Origin of the sequence: Sinomonas cyclohexanicum, from assembly GCF_020886775.1 — a bacterium.
Lineage (GTDB): Bacteria > Actinomycetota > Actinomycetes > Actinomycetales > Micrococcaceae > Sinomonas > Sinomonas cyclohexanicum.
Genome location: NZ_AP024525.1, coordinates 2636203 through 2655642, shown reverse-complemented (window position 1 = coordinate 2655642; position 19440 = coordinate 2636203). Strand labels below are relative to the sequence as shown.

Sequence of the window (19440 nt, the reverse complement as noted above, 5' to 3'; positions counted from 1 at the left end):
GCCTCAGCCGAGGTCGCCTCCGGCCACGGGCAGGATGGTGCCCGTGATGTAGGACGCCTCGTCCGAGGCGAGGAAGCAGATCGCGGCGGCCTGCTCGGCGAGGGTCCCGTACCGCTTCATGAGCGAGGAGTCCACGGTCTGGTCCACGATCTGCTGGTACCAGGCCGCTTCCTGCTCCGTCTCGGGCAGCGGCCCCCGCTGGACTGCGCGCGGCGGCGCTTCGGTGCCCCCCGGGGCGGTTGCGACGACCCGCACGCCGTGCGGGGCCGCCTCGAGGGCGAGCGCCGTGGTGATGGCCCGCACCCCGCCCTTCGACGCCGCGTACGGGACGCGGTTGACGCCGCGCGTGGCCACGGAGGAGACGTTGACGATCGTGCCGGACTCCTGGGCGATGAGGTGGGGCAGCACCGCGCGGCACATCCACAGCGTCGGGAAGAGCGAGCGGCGCACCTCCTTCTCGATCTCCTCGGACGTGTAGTGCTCGAACGGCTTGGCCCAGATGGTCCCCCCGACGTTGTTGACGACGACGTCGATGTGCCCCGCCGCGGCGAGCGAACCGTCCACGGCGGCCACCGCGCCGTCGTACGTCTCGAGATCCGCGGTCACGCTGTGGGCCTTGCCCCCGGCCTCGCGGATGCCGCCCGCGACCTCGTGGACGAGCGCCGCCCGGTCGACGAGGGTGACCTCGCCGCCCTCGGCCGCGATGCGCTCGGCGACCGCACGTCCGATCCCCTGGGCCGAGCCCGTGACGAGCACGCCGCGTCCTTCGAACCGCCCGGCGAAGACGGCGGGGCGCCGGTCGGCAGCGGTCGTCATGCGGCGGCGCCGGCGAGGGCGGGAGCGTTGACGACGCCGACCGCGAACCGCTCGTAGTAGAAGTTCGTCGGCTCGATGCCCTCACCGTCGAAGTACCGGCGCACGGCGTCGACCATCGCCGGCGGGCCGCACAGGTACACGTCCACGTCGCCGTCGTTGAGGTGCTCGGGCAGCAGGTGCTGCGTCACGTAGCCCTTCTTCGGGTGTTCCGACTCGGCGTCCGCGACGATCGTGTCGAACGTGAATCCCGGGATCGTTGCGGCGTAGCGCTCGAGCGCCTCGACCTCGACGAGGTCCTTGTCCCACGTCGCGCCGTACGCGAGGTGGATCGGGAAGGCGGGCGCGACGCCTTCTGACGCCGCACCGGCGAGCTTCTCGAGCATCGCCAGCTGCGGGGCGATCCCCGTCCCGCCGGCGAGCATCAGCACGGGACGCTTGACGTCGCGGAGGAAGAAGCTGCCCTTCGGGCCCTCGAGCGTGAGGGTGTCGCCCTCGGCCGCGCGCTCCTTGAGATAGGTGGTCATGACGCCGTCGGGGGCCGTGCGGACCAGGAAGGTGAGCTTCTCGGCGTCCGGCCCGCTCGAGAAGGAGTAGCTGCGCTCCTCGTCCGTGCCGGGGACCTTGACGTTCATGTACTGGCCCGGGAGGTATGCGAGCTTCTCGCGGTCCTCGACGGCGAGCGTGAGGCCCGCCGTGTTGTCCGCGTACCAGTGGAGCGTCTCGATCGTGGCCGTGAAGTGGCCGACGCCGCTCTTGGCCATCTCGGCGGTGCCCGAGATGCGCAGCACGAGGTCGCTCTCCGGGGTCATCTGGCACGGGAGGCAGTAGCCGGCGTCGGCCTCGTCGTCGGTGAGCGCGTCCTCGATGTAGTCGCCGCCGTCATACGTCCCGGACTCGCAGAACGCCTTGCAGGTCCCGCACGCGCCGTCGCGGCAGTCCAGGGGAATGTTGATGCGGGCCCTGTAGGAGGCATCGGCAACGGTCTGTCCGGGCTTGACGTCGATGAAGCGGGTGATGCCGTCCTCGAAGGCGAGGGCAACGGAGTGGTTCGTGTCAGTCATGGAGTCCTCCTTGAGGCGTTCTCAGATGTGGTAGATGTCCACGACGTGGTGGATGTAGTCGTTCTTGAGGACGACCTTCTTCTTGGTGATGACCGGCTGCGTGCCGGAGAAGTCGATCGTGTAGAACGAGACGCCGAAGTACGTGTCGACGGTGTTGTAGCGGTAGTAGAGCGTGAACCAGTTGAAGCGGACGTCCACGACGTCGCCCTCCTGGCGCAGGATTTCGACGTTGGTGATGTTGTGGCCCGTGCGCGGGTCCGGGAGGCTCGTAGCACCCGAGCGCTCTGTCTTGATGCGGAAGACACGGTCCTCGAGGCCGCCGCGGTTGGGGTAGTAGATGAGTGAGATCTCGCGCTGCGGATCCTCGGTGAGCGTGTCGTCATCCGCCCAGGCCGGCATCCAGAACTCCGCGTCGGGGTGGTAGCAGTCCACCCAGCGGTCGAACTCGCGGTCATCGAGGAAGCCCGCCTCGCGGTACAGGAACTGGCGCACGTCGTCGAGTCCGATGGTCCCGGGCACGATGGTGGTCATGAGGGTCATGGGGATGTCTCTCCTTGAAAGGAAACTCTGCGGGTCCGTGCCCGGATCAGTTGGACTCTGCGTGGTGCGAGCACGCGGACTGCAGGTGCGCAGCGGGGCATGCCGGCGCACCGAGCCGCATGGCCTCCTCGAGCCGCTCCTCCGACTCGACGGCCGCGCGCATCGTCTCGCGCCAGTAGCCGTGCTGGATCGGGTACAGGCCCTCGTCCTCAGTCTTCGCGCCGCTGGAGAGAGGGTTGAGGCCGAGGCCCTTGGCCGTCTCGTCCGGGCCGTTGAGCTGGTGCGTCTGGCCGCGGCTCATGTCGTTCCAGGGCGCCGCGGACGCGAGGTACGTCTTCTGGCAGGAACGGAACTCCTCGAGGTCGTCCGGCGTGGCCATGCCCGTCGCGTTGAAGAAGTCCTCGTACTGGCGGATCCGGTTGGCCCTCGCCTCGGCGGACTCGCCCTTCGGGGCGATGCAGTAGATCGTGACCTCGGTCTTGTCCACGGAGATCGGGCGGAAGTGCCGGATCTGCGAGCTGAACTGGTCCATGAGGTAGACGTTCGGGTAGAGGCACAGGTTGCGGGAGGCGCCCACCATGAACTCGGCGCGCTCGGCGCCGAACTGCTGGGCCCACTCATCCTTCTTGTCGAAGTTCGGGCGGTCCTGGGGGTTGCCCCACCACATCCACAGCAGCAGGTGGCCGTGCTCGAACGAGTAGTACCCGCCTCCCTGCTTGCCCCACGTGCCGGCGTCCATGGCCTTGGTCTCGTTGGTCGACTCGCCCGTTCCGCGGCGGGAGGTCGTGGCGGCGTAGTTCCAGTGCGTGGCCGAGACGTGGTACCCGTCCGCGCCGTTTTCGGCCTGGACCTTCCAGTTGCCGTCGTACGTGTAGGTCGAGGCGCCGCGGAGGACCTCGAGGCCCTCGGGGGACTGGTCCACGGTCATGTCGATGATCTTGGTGGCCTCACCGAGGTGCTCGGTGAGGGGCTTGACGTCCGGGTTGACGCTTCCGAAGAGGAAGCCGCGGTAGCTCTCGAACCGGGCCACCTTGGTGAGGTCGTGCGAGCCGTCCTTGTTGAACTGCTCGGGGTAGCCGGCATCGCGTGGGTCCTTGACCTTGAGCAGCTTGCCGTTGTTGGAGAACGTCCAGCCGTGGAACGGGCACGTGAACGTGGTGCGGTTGTCGGTCTTGCGCCGGCACAGCATGGCACCGCGGTGGCTGCACGCGTTGATGTGGGCGTGGAGCTCTCCGTCCTTCGCCCTCGAGATGACAACCGGCTGGCGGCCGATGTAGGTCGTGAAGTAGTCGCCGATGTTCGGGATCTGGCTCTCGTGGGCCAAGTAGACCCAGTTGCCCTCGAAGATGTACTTCATCTCGAGCTCGAACAGCTCCTCATCGGTGAAGATGCTGCGCTTGGCCCGGTAGGTGCCCGTCGATGCGTCCTCGATGAGCGCATCGGAGAGCTGGGCTCGGACATGGTCCAGGGTTTCCGTCATGGTGGTCTCCTTTGACTTCTGCCTTCCACGACGTCCTCGTCGCGGGCTGTGAAAGATCCTGTCAAGGAGTGAGCCCAATCACACTGGGGGTTTGCCTAGGTTCGGCCAAGGGTGCTTTTCAAACGTGGGGGATATCAATTGAATGGAACTAGGTATTTGTGCAGACGCAATGACTGCTCCTAGCGTGAAGTCAGCGCGAGCCACTGTGCCGCCCATCACGAAATCCACGGCCCATCATCAAGGAGGATGACCATGAGCCAGACCATTTCCGAGTTCGACGCGAAGGCTGCCGAGTCCGGCAACAAGGCGACCGAGCGGTTCAAGGAGAGCGGCAAGCGCGCCGCCCTGGACGTCCCGAAGGAGCGCGTCTCGCTCCTCGCACGTGAAGTCCTCGAGGCCGTCTATGCCACGATCCGCAAGCACAAGGTCACGTACGCGGAGTACAACGCCCTCAAGGATTGGCTGATCAGCGTGGGCGAGGACGGCGAGTGGCCGCTCTTCCTGGACGTGTGGGTCGAGCACGTCGTCGAGGAGGTCGCCACCGAGAACCGCAAGGGCTCCAAGGGCACGATCGAGGGCCCGTACTACGTTCCGAACTCGCCCGAGCAGCCGACGCCGGCCCGCCTGCCGCGCCGCGACGACGAGCCGGGCACCGAGCTGACCTGGAAGGGCCAGATCCGCGACCTCGACGGCAATGGCCTTGCGGGCAAGGTGGAGATCTGGCACGCCGACGGCGCCGGCTTCTACTCGCAGTACGCGCCGGGCCTTCCGGAGTGGAACCTCCGTGGCACGGTCCTCGCCGACGAGAACGGCAACTTCGAGGTCCACACCATGCGCCCGGCCCCGTACCAGATCCCGACAGACGGCGCGTGCGGCAAGCTCATCGCCGCGGCCGGCTGGCACGCGTGGCGCCCGGCCCACATCCACGTGAAGGTCTCCGCGCCCGGCCACGAGCTCATCACCGCGCAGCTCTACTTCCCCGGTGACGCCCACAACGAGGACGACATCGCCTCGGCCGTCAAGCCCGAGCTCATCCTCGACCCGAAGCCTGCTGCGGACGGCAAGGGCGAGGAGATGGTCTACGACTTCGTCCTCGATCCCGAGGACTGAGCTTCAGCACCAGGATTCTGCAGGAAGGCATCCGCGCAGAACGCCAGGAAACTGGCACACGGGAGGCCCCGTCGAGGCATCGACGGGGCCTCCCGTGTGACCGCACGAGGCTGGGTCGTCGAAACAAGAGCACCCCCGGTCCGTGGGGACCGGGGGTGCATGTGGTGCCCTCGATAGGATTCGAACCTACGGCCTTCTGCTCCGGAGGCAGACGCTCTATCCCCTGAGCTACGAGGGCAACTCGTCCTGCCGGGGCTTCCCGGCCGGGGACTCATCGAGCTTATCAGGTGCGGCGGGCCCGGACGCAAACCGGGCCCGCCGCGGCGAGCTACTCCCGGTAGTTCTCCACGATGTCGGCCGAGCGCACGGAAGCGTCTTCCGGATTCTCGCCGAACTCGCGCTTGGCGCGGCGCTGCCGCAGGAGGTCCCAGCACTGGTCGAGCTGCGTCTCGACCTCGCCGAGCCTGACCGAGCTCGATTGGCCGGTGCCCGCGGTGTGCGCCGCACGGAGCGAGTGCTCCTCGTCGATGAGGTCACGGATCCGGTCCTGAATGTCCTTGTCCATGACAGCACGATAGCGTCAGGGGGTGAAACGACAACCCCCGGCCGGCAGGAACGTCCCGGGCAGGAGACCAGTGTGGCGTGGCCGGCTGCTCGTGGCGGCCGGCATGTTCCTCGTGGCGTTCACGCTGCGCACGGCGGTCACGAGCGTGCCCCCGCTGACGGGGAGCATCGGCCACGATCTGTTCCTGCCGTCGTGGCTCGTGGGGATCCTGGGAATGCTCCCCACCGCGCTGTTCGGCATCGCAGGTCTCGCGACGCCGCTGCTCATGCGTGCCTGGAGCCTCGAGGCCATCGCCGTCACGGCGATGGCGGCCTCGGCCGCGGGCCAGGTGGTCCGTGCGGTCGCGCCGGAGACCGGCCTCTTCCTCACCGGCTCGGCGCTCGCGCTCGCGGGGATGGGTGTGGGCAACATCGTCCTGCCGCCGATCGTGCGGAAGTACTTCCCGGACCGCGTGGGCCTGTTCACGGCGCTGTACGTGACGATCATCAACGTCGGCACCACCATCCCGCCGCTCCTCGCGGTCCCGGTGGCCGAGTCGTCCGGGTGGCGGCTCTCGCTCGGCTGGTGGGCCGCGGTCAACGTCCTCGCGATCCTCCCGTGGCTGAGCGTGTGGCCCCCGCGGCGGCGCGCCGAGCCTGCTCGGTCGGCGGAAGTGCCCGTCACGGCGGCCCGCGCGCACGACGGCGCCCCCGCACCACGCGCCGTCGGCCGCGTCGTTGTGCGACCGTGGCGCGCCCCCGCCGCGTGGGCGCTCGCGCTGCTCTTCGGCTGCACCTCGCTGAACACGTACGCGATGTTCGCGTGGCTGCCCGGCATCGTGACGGGTGCGGGCCTGGGTGCGGCCGATGCCGGGCTCCAGGTCGGGATCTTCGCCGGCCTCGGGCTGCCGCTGAGCCTCACGGTGCCGATCCTCGCGGCCCGCCTGCGCAACCCCTTCCCCATCGTGGCGTTCGGCGTGGCCAGCTTCGTGGCCGGGTACCTCGGACTCCTGCTCTCCCCGGGCGCCGCGACGTGGCTGTGGTCCACCCTCGCGGGACTGGGCCCGGCGACGTTCCCGCTCGCGCTCGTCCTCGTCAACCTGCGCACGCGTTCTCATCAGGCCTCGGGCGCGGTGTCCGGTTTCGCGCAGGGCGTCGGCTACGTCGTGGCCTGCACAGGCCCGCTGCTGGTCGGCCTCCTGCACGACGCGACGGGGGCGTGGGCGCTCTCGTTCGCCTTCCTCGGCCTCACCCTCGTGGTCCTCGGAGTCTCGGGCTGGGTCATCAGCAGGCCGCACTTCATCGACGACCATCCGCGCGTCGTGGAGCCCGTGGACGCGGGGGAGGCCGCACCGGACGCAGGGGACGCCGCAACGGAGCCGGAGGGTTTCGACCCGGATTCAGCGCGCGCGCACCGCGCCGGTAGGCTAGGGGGGTGACTCCCGAAGAACTTTCCGCCGCCATATCCGCCTGCCTCGCCGACGCCGTGCGCGCCGGCGAGATCGCTGTGGACGTGCCGGAGGGTATCCGAGTGGAGCGGCCCAAGAACCGCGAGCACGGCGACTGGGCCACGAACATCGCACTGCAGCTCGGCAAGAAGGCCGGGATGAGCCCGCGGCAGTTCGCCGAGATCCTCGCCGGCCGCCTCGGCGCGCTCGACGGCGTCGCGTCGGTGGACGTCGCCGGCCCCGGCTTCCTGAACATCACGCTCGACGCCGCCGCCGCGGGCGCGCTCGCGAAGGCCATCGTCGAGGCCGGCGCCGACTACGGCACGAACGACGCGCTCGCGGGCCGCGTCGTCAACATGGAGTTCGTCTCCGCGAACCCGACCGGCCCGCTGCACATCGGCCACACGCGCTGGGCCGCGCTCGGCGACTCGATCGCGCGCGTCCTCAAGGCCTCGGGGGCCGACGTGACCCGCGAGTACTACATCAACGACGCCGGCAACCAGATGAACGTCTTCGCGAACTCCGTCCTGTCCAGGATCCACGGCCGCGACGTTCCGGAGGGCGGCTACCCGGGCCAGTACATCGTGGACCTCGGACACGAGGTGCTCGCCGAGCACCCCGACGTGCGCGAGCTGACCGACGAGGCCGCGCTGCCGGTGGTGCGCGAGGCGGCCTACGCGGCCCAGATGAAGGACATCAAGTCCACCCTCGCGGCCTTCGGGGTCACGTTCGACGTCTACTTCTCCGAGCGGGATGGCCTCCACGACTCGGGCGCGATCGAGGGCGCCGTCAAGCGCCTCCGCGAGCAGGGCCACGTGTTCGACGCGGACGGCGCGGTGTGGCTGCGCACCACCGACTTCGCCGATGATAAGGACCGCGTCCTCATCCGCGCGAACGGCGAGCCCACCTACTTCGCCGCGGACGCCGCGTACTACCTGTCCAAGAAGGACCGCGGCTTCACCGAGAAGGTCTACCTCCTGGGCGCGGACCACCACGGGTACGTGAACCGCCTCAAGGCGATCGCGGCGTGCGCGGGGGACGACCCCGAGGCCAACATCGAGATCCTCATCGGCCAGCTCGTCTCGGTCAACGGCGCCAAGCTGTCCAAGCGCGCGGGCAACATCATCGAGCTCAAGGACCTCATCGAGTGGCTGGGCAAGGACGCGGTGCGCTATTCGCTCGCGCGCTTCCCCGCCGACTCGCCGCTCACGCTCGACCCCGAGCTGCTGAAGAAGAACTCGAACGAGAACCCCGTGTTCTACGTCCAGTACGCCCACGCCCGCTCCCGCGGCGCGGCGCGCAACGCCGAGGCCGCCGGGGTTGCCCGCACGGTGGAGGGGCGCGAGGCCTTCGACGCCGCGCTCCTGACCCACGCGACCGAGAACGACCTCCTCGCGCACCTGGCCGCGTATCCCTCGATCGTGGCGAAGGCCGCCGAGTTCCGCGAGCCGCACCGCGTGGCCCGTCACCTCGAGTCCGTCGCGAGCGCATACCACTCGTGGTACGACAACTGCCGCATCTCCCCGCAGGGCGACGAGGAGGTCACCGACCTCAACCGCACGCGCCTGTGGCTCAACGACGCCACGAGCCAGGTCCTCGCCAACGGGCTGGACCTCCTCGGCGTGTCCGCGCCGGAGAGGATGTAGCCGGTGTCCGAGACTTCTTCCCCGTCTGCGGCAGCTGACGCAGCCTCGCCGCTCGCCCCGGAGTGGCTCGCGGTCCCCGCGGACCTCAACGAGCTCGTCCCCGCGCTCTGGGCGCACGACGCCGTGCGGGGCCCGGGCGGCCAGCTCGCCCTGGCGGGGCTCGCCGTGAGCGACGTCAAGGCGCGCTACGGCTCGCCGGTGTTCGTCCTCTCCGAGGCCGACTTCCGTGCCCGAGCCCGCGCATTCAAGGACGCGTTCGACTCCGCGTTCGCCGACATCTGCGGGGGAGTGGACGTCTACTATGCGGGCAAGTCCTTCCTGTGCACGGCCGTCGCGGCGTGGGTGCGCGAGGAAGGCCTGCGGGTCGACACCGCCTCGGGCGGTGAGCTCGCCGTCGCGCTCCGCGCGGGCACGCCGGGCGAGCTCATCGGCCTCCACGGCAACAACAAGTCCGACGCGGAGATCGGCCGGGCGCTCGACGCCGGGGTCGGCCGAATCATCGTCGACAGCCTCGACGAGCTCGAGCGCGTCGCCGCCATTGCGGCCGCGCGGGGCACGGACACGCCCGGCTCGGGTGTTGACGGCGCTGAGGCGCCGCGGGCCAAGGTCATGCTGCGCCTGACCCCGGGCGTCCACGCCCACACCCACGAGTTCATCGCGACGGCGCACGAGGACCAGAAGTTCGGGCTCTCGATGGCCCCTGGCACCGCCAGCGCGGGGTTCAGCGGCGCCGGGTCCGAGGGTGCTGAGTCCGCCGGTGCAGGTGCCGGCTCTGCGAGCATGGCCGAGGAGGCCGTCGCTGCCGCCGCCGGACATGACAGCATCGAGCTGCTCGGCGTCCACTGCCACATCGGCTCCCAGATCTTCGAGCCCGAGGGCTTCGAGGCCGCGGCCGTGAAGCTCCTTGCGTTCGTGGCGGACATGCGCGCCGCCTACGGGGTCGAGCTCCCTGAGCTCGACCTGGGCGGCGGCTACGGGATCGCGTATGTGCCGGGGGACACGCCCCGACCGCCGGCAGAGATCGCGACCGCGCTGGCCGGCGTCGTGCGCGAGACCTGTGCGGCGCTCGGGATCACCGCGCCGCGGATCTCGATCGAGCCCGGCCGCGCGATCGTCGGCCCGACGACGTTCACGCTGTACGAGGTCGGGACCATTAAAGACGTAGTCGTGGATGTGCCAGGCGTGGATGCGCCAGGCGTGGATGCGCCAGGCGCCGGGGCGCAGAACGCAGGCGCGACCGCCGTGCGGCGCTACGTGTCCGTGGACGGGGGCATGAGCGACAACCCGCGTCCCGTGCTCTACGATGCCGACTACTCCGTGGTGCTCGCCAACCGCGCCTCGGACGCGCCGCCGCAGCTGACGCGCGTGGTGGGCAAGCACTGCGAGAGCGGGGACATCGTGGTCCGCGACGCCTACCTGCCCGCAGATGTGCGCGCTGGAGACCTGCTCGCCGTCCCGGGCACCGGCGCCTACTGCTGGGCCCTGTCGAGCAACTACAACTACCTCACGCGCCCCGGCGTCCTCGCCGTTCGCGACGGCGAGGCGCGCTGGATCGTGCGCCCCGAGACCGAAGACGACCTGCTCTCGCGCGATATGGGAGTGTGACCCGCGTGCGGGAGAACGGAGAGACCATGACCGAAACAAGTCAGGTGACTGCACGGCAGGTGGGCGTCGAGGCTGGGCGCGTGCTCAAGGTCGCGCTGCTGGGCGGCGGGACCGTCGGCTCCCAGGTGGCGCGCATCCTCCTCGACGATGCCGAGCCGCTCGCCGCGCGCGCTGGGGCACGCCTCGAGCTGTCCGGGATCGCCGTGCGCAACGTCGACGCCCCGCGCGACGTCGAGCTGCCGCGCGAGCTCTACACGACCGACGCCGAGGGCCTCGTGGCCGGCGCAGACCTCGTGATCGAGCTCATGGGCGGGATCGAGCCCGCGCGCACCCACATCCTCGCGGCGCTGCGCCACGGGGCCTCCGTGGTCACCGGCAACAAGGCACTCCTCGCGCAGGACGGCGCGACGCTGTTCGACGAGGCCGACGCGCACGACGCGGAGCTGAACTTCGAGGCCGCCGTCGCCGGCGCGATCCCGATCATCCGGCCGATCCGCGAGAGCCTCTCGGGCGACCGCATCACCCGCGTCCTCGGGATCGTCAACGGGACCACGAACTTCATCCTCGACGCGATGGACACGACGGGCGCGCAGTTCGCGGACGTCCTCGCCGAAGCGCAGCGCCTCGGCTACGCGGAGGCCGACCCGACGGCGGACGTCGAGGGGCTCGACGCCGCGGCGAAGGCCGCGATCCTGGCTTCCCTCGCGTTCCACACCCGCGTGTCGCTGGACGACGTGCGCTGCGAGGGAATCACGAAGGTCAGCGCGGCGGACATCGTGGCGGCCCAGGACGCCGGCATGACGATCAAGCTGCTCGCGATCGCGGAGCTGGTCAGTGCGGACAAGGCAGAGCAGAGTGGGAACGAGGGCGTGAGCGTGCGCGTGCACCCGACCCTCCTGCCCCGCACCCACCCGCTCGCGGCCGTGCACGGCGCGTACAACGCCGTCTTCGTCGAGGCCGAGAACGCTGGCTCGCTGATGTTCTACGGCGCTGGAGCGGGCGGCGCCCCCACGGCGTCGGCGATCATGGGCGACGTCGTCACGACCGCTCGCCGCATCGTCGCCGGGTCTCCGGGACGCACCGGGACGGCCACGCGGGTCCTGCCGCTCGTGGGTCCCGAGGGGATCACGACAAGCTACAGCGTCGGCCTCGAGGTCGCGGACCAGCCCGGCGTGCTCTCCCGCGTCGCGTCGGTGTTCGCCCAGCACGGCGTCTCGATCGAGACGATGCGCCAGCGCATCCACGGAACCGAGTCGGCCACTGCGGCGGATGCGGGCGCAGCCTCGCGGGCCGAGCTCCGCTTCGTGACACACCGGGCCACCGAGGCCGCCCTTGCGGCCACCGTGGCCGACATCAAGAACCTGGACGTCGTCGAATCCGTGACGAGTGTCCTGCGAGTCGAAGGAGTCTAGTGGCCCACCAGTGGCGCGGAGTCATCCGCGAGTATGCAGACCGCCTGCCCGTGACCGAGTCCACGCGTGTCATCACGCTGGGCGAGGGCGGCACCCCGCTCGTGCACGCGCAGAAGCTCTCCGAGCTGACCGGCTCGACCGTCTACCTCAAGGTCGAGGGCATGAACCCGACCGGGTCCTTCAAGGACCGCGGCATGACGATGGCCATGACGGCCGCCGTCGCTGCGGGCGCCAAGGCGGTCGTGTGCGCCTCGACGGGCAACACGTCCGCGTCTGCCGCCGCCTACGCGACGTCCGCGGGGCTCGCGTGCGCGGTCCTCGTGCCAGAGGGCAAGATCGCGATGGGCAAGCTCAGCCAGGCGATCGCGCACGGCGCGACGCTGCTGCAGGTGGACGGCAACTTCGACGACTGCCTCGAGATCGCGCGCAAGCTCGCCGAGACCTACCCGGTGTTCCTCGTCAACTCGGTCAACCCGGCCCGCATCCAGGGCCAGAAGACCGCCGCATTCGAGATCGTCGACGCGCTCGGCGACGCGCCGGACATCCACGTGCTGCCGGTGGGCAACGCGGGCAACATCTCCGCGTACTGGAAGGGCTACAAGGAGTACGCGGAAGAGACCACCTACGCGTTCGGCCAGGACGGCGCGGAGGGTGCCGGAGGCGGCCATGCCGCCGCGCCCCGCACGCTGCCGGCCGTGTCCACGAAGCTGCCCGTGATGTGGGGCTTCCAGGCCGCCGGCGCGGCCCCGTTCGTCGCGGGCCACCCCATCACGCACCCTGAGACGATCGCGACGGCGATCCGGATCGGCAACCCCGCCTCGTGGGACACCGCGGTCGCGGCCCGCGACGAGTCCGGCGGCCTCATCGACGCCGTGACCGACGACGAGATCCTGTCCGCGCACCGCTGGCTGTCCTCGAAGGAGGGCGTGTTCGTCGAGCCCGGCTCGGCGGCCTCGGTCGCGGGCCTCATCAAGATGCACGCGTCCGGGAAGGTCCCCACGGGCAAGACGATCGTGTGCACCGTCACGGGCCACGGCCTCAAGGACCCGCAGTGGGCGCTCAAGACCGCTGACGGCGAGGACGTCCAGCCGGTCAAGGTGAGCAACGACGTCGTGGGCGTCGCCGCGGCGCTGGGGCTGGAGTCCCGCGTCTCATGACCGCAGTCAGCGAGCCGCGTTCGGATGCGGGCCTGAGGCTCGTCACGCCCGGGCAGCGGGTGACCGTCCGGGTCCCCGCGACGAGCGCCAACCTCGGCCCGGGCTACGACAGCCTGGGCCTGGCCCTCGCGCTCTACGACACCGTCACGGTCGAGACGACGGACGACGGCGCGCTCTCGTTCGACCTCTCGGGCGAGGGTGCCGACACGCTGCCGCGTGACGAGACGCACCTCGTGGTCCGCACGCTCGACGCCGCGCTGGCCCGCCTCGGCTACGCCCGCTCGGGGCTGAAGCTGACCGCGGAGAACGTGAGCCCGCACGGTCGGGGCCTCGGCTCCTCCGCGTCCGCGACCGTCGCCGCCGTCCTCGCGGCGGCGGCGCTCGTGGACTCCGTGGACCGCCCGGGCCGCGCGTGGGTGCTGCAGCTCTGCAGCGAGATCGAGGGCCATCCGGACAACGTGGCCCCCGCGATCTTCGGCTCTCTGGCCCTCTCCTGGCAGGACGGCGACGCGTTCCGTACCGCGGTGGCCGACGTCGCGCCGACCGTGGTGCCGATCGTGGCGATCCCGGACTTCGAGCTCTCGACCGAGCTCGCGCGCTCGCTCCTGCCCTCCTCGATCCCGCACGGCGCCGCTGCCGCGAACGCCGGCCGCGCCGCGCTGCTCGTGCATGCCCTGACGAAGGACCCGTCGCTGCTCCTGCCCGCGACCGAGGACTACCTGCACCAGAGCTACCGCTCGAGCGCGATGGAGCCCAGCGCTCGGCTCATCGAGCAGCTCCGCGCCGAGGGCCACGCGGCCGTCGTGTCCGGTGCCGGCCCCACCGTCCTGGCCCTCGCCGACGGTGCGGCCGAGGCAGACGAGGTGCAGGCCGCCGTCGAGCGCTTTGCGCACCAGGGGGCGGACGAGGCCGACGACCGGAGGGGCGAGCCCGGGCTGGCCGACGGGCCCGCGACACGCTGGCGCGTCCTGCGGCTCGCCGTTGACCGTGAAGGTGCTAGAGTGGACCTACACCCGCGGTGAATCTCGCGTTTCCCTGATTTCACGGGTTCCCTGATCTCAGGGCCGGATCCAGCTTCCCGGTTCGGGTGTCGCCCCTCCAGCTCTGCAGCCGGTCTCGCTGTTCACGGCTGTCCCGTAAACAGCATCTCCAGACGACCGCACGCTCGGGGCGGGCTGAATGACTACAGCGCTGCCCGGCCATCTGGCCCCGCAGTGCACCAGCCTGGCCGCTGCTCGAGTCGGTGGCCACGACCACGATGGGTCGGCTCCGAATGCCGGCGCATCGACTCCGGAAGGACCATCCGTGACACAGACCACTGAGCTGAACCCAGCAGTGGAATCCTCCTCCGCGTCCGAGTCCAAGGGAATTGCCGGCCTCAAGCTCGCGCAGTTGCAGGCCTTGGCGTCCCAGCTGGGCATCACCGGTGGATCTCGCATGCGCAAGGGCGACCTCGTCGCAGCGATCACCGCGCACCAGAAGGGCGAGCCCGTGGGCCGCCCGGCCCAGCAGCGCCGCGCCGCTGCCGCCGAGGCACCCGCCCAGACCACGCTCCCCGAGCCCCAGGCCGCGGCCGAGAAGGCCGCGGCCGAGACGGCGCCGGCCGCCCCCGCCGTGGAGCAGGCCGCGCCGTCGGCCGACGGCGCGGCCTCAGCGCCCGCGGCTCCGCGCGCCCGCCGTACACGCCGCCGCGCCGGTAGCGACGGCATCGTGACTCCGGCCGCGGCGCCCGCCGCCGAGGAAGGCGCGCCGCAGGCCGAGCCCGCCGCAGAGTCCGTGGCGCAGCCGCAGGCCGAGACCACGGCAGAGGCGCCCACCGCCGAGCCGACGACGCGCCCGAGCCGTACCCGCAACCGCAACCGCCGCGCCGAGGCGGGCGAGGCCTCGACCGAGGCGGCCCCGGCCCCCCGCGAGGAGCGCGCGCCCCGTGAGGAGCGCGCCCCCCGTGAGGAGCGCGCGCCTCGTGAGGAGCGCGGCGAGACCGCCGAGGCCCCTGCGCACGAGCAGGGCGAGGCGCCCGCCCGCCACGAAGAAGCAGGCGAAGGCCGTGGCCGCCGTGGCCAGCAGGACCGGGCGCAGCAGCAGGAGCGCCAGCACGAGCGCGGCCAGCAGGACCGCCGCCGCGACGAGGGCGAGGGCGAGGAGGGCGGCTCGCGCCGTTCGCGCCGCAACCGCCGTGGCCGCGACCGCGACGAGTCTCAGCAGTCGCAGCAGGTCGGCCGCAGCGACCGCTTCCGCGACCGCAACGAGCGCGTGCGCGACCGGGGCGGGCGCCGCAGCGCGGGCCCCGAGTTCGACGACACCGAGGTGACCGAGGACGACGTCCTGCTCCCCGTGGCCGGCATCCTTGATGTCCTCGAGAACTACGCATTCATCCGCACCTCCGGCTACCTCCCGGGCCCGAACGACGTCTACGTCCCGCTCACCCAGGTCAAGAAGTACGGCCTGCGCAAGGGTGACGCCGTGGTCGGCGCGATCCGCGCCCCCCGCGAGGGCGAGGAGAACCAGAGCCACAGCCAGGGCGGTCGCCAGGGCCACGGCAACCGCCAGAAGTTCAACGCCCTCGTGCGTGTCACGAGCGTGAACGGCAAGGCCCCCGAGGAGATGAAGGGCCGCGTCGAGTTCACCAAGCTCGTGCCGCTCTACCCCTCCGAGCGCCTCCGGCTCGAGACGGACCCGAAGAAGATCGGCCCCCGCGTGATCGACCTCGTGGCCCCGATCGGCAAGGGCCAGCGCGGCCTCATCGTCTCCCCGCCGAAGGCCGGCAAGACGCTCATCCTGCAGTCCATCGCGAACGCGATCACCACGAACAACCCCGAGGTGCACCTCATGATGGTGCTCGTGGACGAGCGCCCCGAAGAGGTCACGGACATGCAGCGCTCGGTCAAGGGCGAGGTCATCGCCTCGACCTTCGACCGCCCGGCTGACGACCACACGACCGTCGCGGAGCTCGCCATCGAGCGCGCCAAGCGCCTCGTGGAGATGGGCATGGACGTCGTCGTGCTCCTGGACTCGATGACCCGTCTTGGCCGCGCGTACAACCTCGCCGCCCCCGCATCGGGACGAATCCTCTCGGGCGGCGTCGACTCGGCCGCGCTCTACCCGCCGAAGCGCTTCTTCGGCGCGGCGCGCAACATCGAGAACGGCGGCTCCCTGACGATCCTCGCCACGGCGCTCGTCGAGACCGGCTCCAAGATGGACGAGGTCATCTTCGAGGAGTTCAAGGGCACGGGCAACATGGAGCTCCGCCTCTCCCGCGCGCTGGCCGACAAGCGCATCTTCCCGGCCGTGGACGTCAACGCGTCCGGCACGCGCCGCGAGGAGAACCTGCTCTCGCCTGAAGAGGTCAAGATCATGTGGCGTCTGCGCCGGGTGCTCTCGGGCCTCGACACGCAGCAGGCCCTCGAGCTGCTGACCACGAAGATCCGGGAGACGAGCTCGAACGTCGAGTTCCTCCTCCAGGTGCAGAAGACGACCCTCGCCGGCAAGGGCGAGAGCGACAGGCACTAGCGCCCCGCACGGCGGCCGGCACCCGTACCACGGGGGCCGGCCGCCGTCGTCGTTCTGCCTCCCAGGTCCCTCCGCAGTCTCCTCCCAGTTTTCCTTCCTTTTTCATTCCTTCGAAAGGCCCCTGACATGTTCGAGTCCGTGCACGGGCTTCTGGACGAGCACGCCGAGCTCCAGAAGCGCCTCAGCGACCCCGCGGTCTACCAGGACCAGGCGCTCGCGCGGAAGCTCGGCCGGCGCTCCGCTGAGCTCAACGGCATCGTCGAGGCCTACAACCGCTGGAAGCAGCTCGGCGACGACCTCGAGGCCGCCCGCGAGATGGCCGCGGAGGACCCCGACTTCGCTGCCGAGGTCCCGGACCTCGAGGCGGGCCACGAGCAGGCGCAGGAGAAGCTGCGCCGGCTCCTCATCCCGCGCGACCCCAACGACGCCCGCAACGTGATCCTCGAGGTCAAGGGCGGCGAGGGCGGCGACGAGGCAGCCCTGTTCGCGGCGGACCTGACCCGCATGTACACCAGGTATGCGGAGTCTAAGGGCTGGAAGACCGAGGTGCTCTCCTCGACCGAGTCGGACCTCGGCGGCTACAAGGACATCCAGATCGCGATCAAGGGCTCGTCCAATGACCCCGCGGAGGGCGTGTTCGCGCACCTGAAGTACGAGGGCGGCGTGCACCGCGTCCAGCGCGTGCCGGTCACTGAGTCCCAGGGGCGCATCCACACGTCCGCGGCCGGCGTCCTCGTGTTCCCCGAGGTCGACGAACCCGAGGAGATCGAGATCGGCGCCAACGACCTCAAGATCGACGTGTACCGCTCCTCGGGCCCGGGCGGGCAGAGCGTCAACACGACCGACTCGGCCGTGCGCATCACCCACCTGCCCACCGGCATCGTCGTGGCGATGCAGAACGAGAAGTCCCAGCTGCAGAACCGCGAGGCCGCGATGCGCGTCCTCCGCTCGCGCCTCCTCGCGCACCAGCAGGAGCAGATCGACGCGGAGAACGCCGAGGCCCGCAAGTCCCAGGTCCGCACGATGGACCGCTCCGAGCGCATCCGCACGTACAACTATCCGGAGAACCGCATCGCGGACCACCGCACCGGGTACAAGGCCTACAACCTCGACGCGGTCATGGACGGGGACCTCGGACCCGTGATCCAGTCCTGCATCGACATGGACGAGCAGCACCGCCTCGAGGCCATCGGGGAGTGAGCGCACCCGCGGGCCCGGGGCCTGAGGCCCCCCGGCCGGAGGACCTCGGCACTGCCCTGCGCCGCGCCGCCGCGGTCCTGGCCGAGGCCGGCTGCCCGAGCCCCCGCGTGGACGCCGAGATCCTCGCCGAGCACGTGCTCGCGCGCGATCCCTCCTCGCCCCTCGGCGGCGGGGGCCTCGGCCGCCTCCGCGCGCTCGCGATCACCGGTGCGACCGCCCCGGAAGGCTTCGCGGACGCCTTCTGGGAGCTTGTCGCCGAACGCGGCCGCCGCGTCCCGCTCCAGCACCTCACCGGCACCGCCCACTTCCGTCACCTCACGCTCGCGGTGGGCCCGGGCGTCTTCGTGCCCCGGCCCGAGACGGAGGGCGTGGTGCAGGTGGCGCTCGACTGGATCGCGGAGCACTTCCCCGGCGCGGTCGCGGGTCCCGGCTCGGACACCGCGCACGACGCCGGCCACCCGCCCAGCGCCGCCGGCTCACCCCGAGCCCCTCGCGCGCGCCGGGCGGCCGGGCCCGTCGTCGTCGACCTCGGAACGGGATCGGGAGCGATCGCAGCCTCGATCGCGCAGGAGGTGCCCGGCGCCGTCGTGCACGCCGTGGAGCTGTCCGAGCTCGCGCACGCGTGGGCCGCCCGCAATGCCGCTCTGCCCGAGGTGGGCGGCCGCGTGCACCTCGCGCTCGGGGACCTGCGCACCGCGTTCCGCGAACTGGACGGGACCGTGGACGTCGTCGTGTCCAACCCGCCCTACATCCCGCCGGAGATGGTCCCGCGCGAGCCGGAGGCCGCCCTCCATGACCCGGAGATGGCCCTCTACGGCGGGGCCGACGGCGGCCTGGAGCTTCCGCTGGCCGCGGCGGTGACTGCCGCGCGGCTCCTGCGCCCGGGCGGGTTCTTCGTCATGGAGCACGCGGAAGTGCAGGCCGCCCGCATCGCCGAGCTCTTGGCGGCGGACCCGGCGTGGTCCGGCGTGCGCTCACACGAGGACCTCAACGGGCTCCCGCGGGCCACGAGCGCGGTCCGCGCGTGACGCCCACCTGAACGGGCGCCCAAGCCGCGCGTGGAAGAATGGACGCCGTGACGACCGCGACCTACAACTGCACCGATCCACAACAGCGCGCCGAGGGCCTCGCCCATGCCCAGCGCGCGATCGCCCAGAAGCAGTGCGTCGTGATGCCTACCGACACGGTCTACGGCATCGCGGCGGACGCCTTCTCGGCGCAGGCCGTCGCGACGCTGCTGGCCGCCAAGGGCCGCGGACGCTCCATGCCGCCGCCCGTGCTCATCCCGCGCCTGCAGACCATGGACGGGCTCGCGACCGAGATACCGGCGGACGGCCGCGCGCTCGCGGAGAAGTTCTGGCCGGGCCCGCTCACGCTCATCCTCCATGCCCAGCCGTCCCTCACGTGGGACCTGGGGGAGACGAAGGGCACGGTGGCCCTGCGCATCCCCGACGACGAGCTGGCCCAGGCGCTCCTGACCATCACCGGCCCGCTGGCTGTCTCGAGCGCCAACCGGACGGGCCACGCCGCGGCCCAGACCGCCGCCGAGGCCCGCGAGCAGCTCGCCGAGAGCGTCGAGGTGTACCTCGAGGAGGGCTTCCGACCGGTGGACGGCGGAGGGCCGGGCGGGGCGGCAGGGCTCCCGTCCACAATCGTCGACTGCACGGGGGAACGGCCGCGCATTGTGCGCCAGGGCGCGCTGAGCCTCGAGGCGATCCGCGAGGTCGCCCCGGGCGTGCTGGGCCTCGGCGAGGAGCCGGAGGCGCCGGAGAGGCCCGCGGACGCGGGCGTGCCCGAAGCGGCGGGGGACCCCGAACCGGCGTCGTCGGACGCCTCGCCCGAGGCGTAGCAGCCCTCCGTCATTCGGTAGGGTCGTACTGCCACCCCCGATTCTTCCCCCAGAGGTCGACCC

The 19440-nt window shown here is 71.0% G+C and carries 16 protein-coding genes and 1 tRNA gene; 11 read left to right on the top strand and 6 right to left on the bottom strand.

Annotated elements, in window-relative coordinates; translation table 11 throughout:
- Positions 1-3: 3 nt before the first annotated feature.
- From SCMU_RS12655 to benA, 4 genes are read right to left on the bottom strand one after another with little or no spacing between them, the layout of a single operon-like run.
- Complete coding sequence (locus SCMU_RS12655; RefSeq protein ID WP_229229491.1) at positions 4-816, bottom strand: 1,6-dihydroxycyclohexa-2,4-diene-1-carboxylate dehydrogenase; 813 nt, start codon at positions 814-816, stop codon at positions 4-6.
- The gene (benC, locus tag SCMU_RS12650; protein ID WP_229229490.1) at positions 813-1877 is read right to left on the bottom strand and encodes a benzoate 1,2-dioxygenase electron transfer component BenC; all 1065 of its coding nucleotides are present in this window, start codon (positions 1875-1877) and stop codon (positions 813-815) included. The genes SCMU_RS12655 and benC overlap by 4 nt, the downstream gene beginning before the upstream one ends.
- Before the next feature lie 21 nt (positions 1878-1898).
- Entirely contained in the window at positions 1899-2417 is a 519-nt protein-coding gene (gene benB, locus SCMU_RS12645) for a benzoate 1,2-dioxygenase small subunit (RefSeq protein WP_443020143.1), read from the bottom strand.
- 46 nt (positions 2418-2463) lie between these two features.
- Positions 2464-3897: a benzoate 1,2-dioxygenase large subunit gene (gene benA / locus SCMU_RS12640; protein ID WP_229229489.1), complete on the bottom strand. Its 1434-nt coding sequence runs from the start codon at positions 3895-3897 to the stop codon at positions 2464-2466.
- Between the two features lie 246 nt (positions 3898-4143).
- Here benA and catA point away from each other — a divergent pair, with 246 nt between their 5' ends.
- The gene (catA, locus tag SCMU_RS12635) at positions 4144-5007 is read left to right on the top strand and encodes a catechol 1,2-dioxygenase (protein ID WP_229229488.1); all 864 of its coding nucleotides are present in this window, start codon (positions 4144-4146) and stop codon (positions 5005-5007) included.
- Positions 5008-5169: 162 nt separating this feature from the next.
- Here catA and SCMU_RS12630 read toward each other — a convergent pair.
- A tRNA-Arg gene (locus tag SCMU_RS12630) sits at positions 5170-5245 on the bottom strand.
- A gap of 90 nt (positions 5246-5335) precedes the next feature.
- Positions 5336-5572 (bottom strand): DUF2630 family protein, encoded by a 237-nt coding sequence (locus SCMU_RS12625; protein WP_229229487.1) that lies wholly within the window; start codon positions 5570-5572, stop codon positions 5336-5338.
- 22 nt (positions 5573-5594) lie between these two features.
- Between SCMU_RS12625 and SCMU_RS12620 the strand changes: the two genes are divergently transcribed.
- The 10 genes from SCMU_RS12620 (at position 5595) to SCMU_RS12575 (ending at position 19377) form a co-directional block, all read left to right on the top strand.
- Entirely contained in the window at positions 5595-6989 is a 1395-nt protein-coding gene (locus tag SCMU_RS12620; protein ID WP_229229486.1) for an MFS transporter, read from the top strand.
- Positions 6986-8644 carry an arginine--tRNA ligase gene (gene argS / locus SCMU_RS12615; RefSeq protein WP_229229485.1) on the top strand — a complete coding sequence of 553 codons (1659 nt, stop codon included), beginning with the start codon at positions 6986-6988 and terminating at the stop codon, positions 8642-8644. The genes SCMU_RS12620 and argS overlap by 4 nt, the downstream gene beginning before the upstream one ends.
- 3 nt (positions 8645-8647) lie before the next feature.
- Complete coding sequence (locus tag SCMU_RS12610) at positions 8648-10249, top strand: diaminopimelate decarboxylase family protein (RefSeq protein ID WP_229229484.1); 1602 nt, start codon at positions 8648-8650, stop codon at positions 10247-10249.
- Positions 10250-10275: 26 nt separating this feature from the next.
- On the top strand, positions 10276-11661 hold the full coding sequence (locus SCMU_RS12605) for a homoserine dehydrogenase (RefSeq protein ID WP_229229483.1): 1386 nt from the start codon (positions 10276-10278) through the stop codon (positions 11659-11661).
- On the top strand, positions 11661-12818 hold the full coding sequence (thrC, locus tag SCMU_RS12600) for a threonine synthase (RefSeq protein ID WP_229229482.1): 1158 nt from the start codon (positions 11661-11663) through the stop codon (positions 12816-12818). Before SCMU_RS12605 ends, thrC begins: the two co-directional genes overlap by 1 nt.
- Positions 12815-13840 carry a homoserine kinase gene (gene thrB / locus SCMU_RS12595; protein WP_229229481.1) on the top strand — a complete coding sequence of 342 codons (1026 nt, stop codon included), beginning with the start codon at positions 12815-12817 and terminating at the stop codon, positions 13838-13840. Before thrC ends, thrB begins: the two co-directional genes overlap by 4 nt.
- A 283-nt stretch (positions 13841-14123) precedes the next feature.
- Positions 14124-16328: a transcription termination factor Rho gene (rho, locus tag SCMU_RS12590; protein ID WP_229229480.1), complete on the top strand. Its 2205-nt coding sequence runs from the start codon at positions 14124-14126 to the stop codon at positions 16326-16328.
- Between the two features lie 126 nt (positions 16329-16454).
- Entirely contained in the window at positions 16455-17528 is a 1074-nt protein-coding gene (gene prfA / locus SCMU_RS12585) for a peptide chain release factor 1 (RefSeq protein ID WP_229229479.1), read from the top strand.
- Positions 17525-18556: a N5-glutamine methyltransferase family protein gene (locus SCMU_RS12580; protein WP_229229478.1), complete on the top strand. Its 1032-nt coding sequence runs from the start codon at positions 17525-17527 to the stop codon at positions 18554-18556. Before prfA ends, SCMU_RS12580 begins: the two co-directional genes overlap by 4 nt.
- Positions 18557-18603: 47 nt before the next feature.
- On the top strand, positions 18604-19377 hold the full coding sequence (locus tag SCMU_RS12575) for an L-threonylcarbamoyladenylate synthase (RefSeq protein WP_443020142.1): 774 nt from the start codon (positions 18604-18606) through the stop codon (positions 19375-19377).
- The last annotated feature ends 63 nt before the right edge of the window (positions 19378-19440 follow it).

Coding starts and splice junctions, on each gene's coding strand:
- SCMU_RS12655 (WP_229229491.1), bottom strand. CDS start 816: ATGACGACCGCTGCCGACCGGCGCCCCGCCGTCTTCGCCGGGCGGTTC.
- benC (WP_229229490.1), bottom strand. CDS start 1,877: ATGACTGACACGAACCACTCCGTTGCCCTCGCCTTCGAGGACGGCATC.
- benB (WP_443020143.1), bottom strand. CDS start 2,417: ATGACCCTCATGACCACCATCGTGCCCGGGACCATCGGACTCGACGAC.
- benA (WP_229229489.1), bottom strand. CDS start 3,897: ATGACGGAAACCCTGGACCATGTCCGAGCCCAGCTCTCCGATGCGCTC.
- catA (WP_229229488.1), top strand. CDS start 4,144: ATGACCATGAGCCAGACCATTTCCGAGTTCGACGCGAAGGCTGCCGAG.
- SCMU_RS12625 (WP_229229487.1), bottom strand. CDS start 5,572: ATGGACAAGGACATTCAGGACCGGATCCGTGACCTCATCGACGAGGAG.
- SCMU_RS12605 (WP_229229483.1), top strand. CDS start 10,276: ATGACCGAAACAAGTCAGGTGACTGCACGGCAGGTGGGCGTCGAGGCT.
- thrB (WP_229229481.1), top strand. CDS start 12,815: ATGACCGCAGTCAGCGAGCCGCGTTCGGATGCGGGCCTGAGGCTCGTC.
- prfA (WP_229229479.1), top strand. CDS start 16,455: ATGTTCGAGTCCGTGCACGGGCTTCTGGACGAGCACGCCGAGCTCCAG.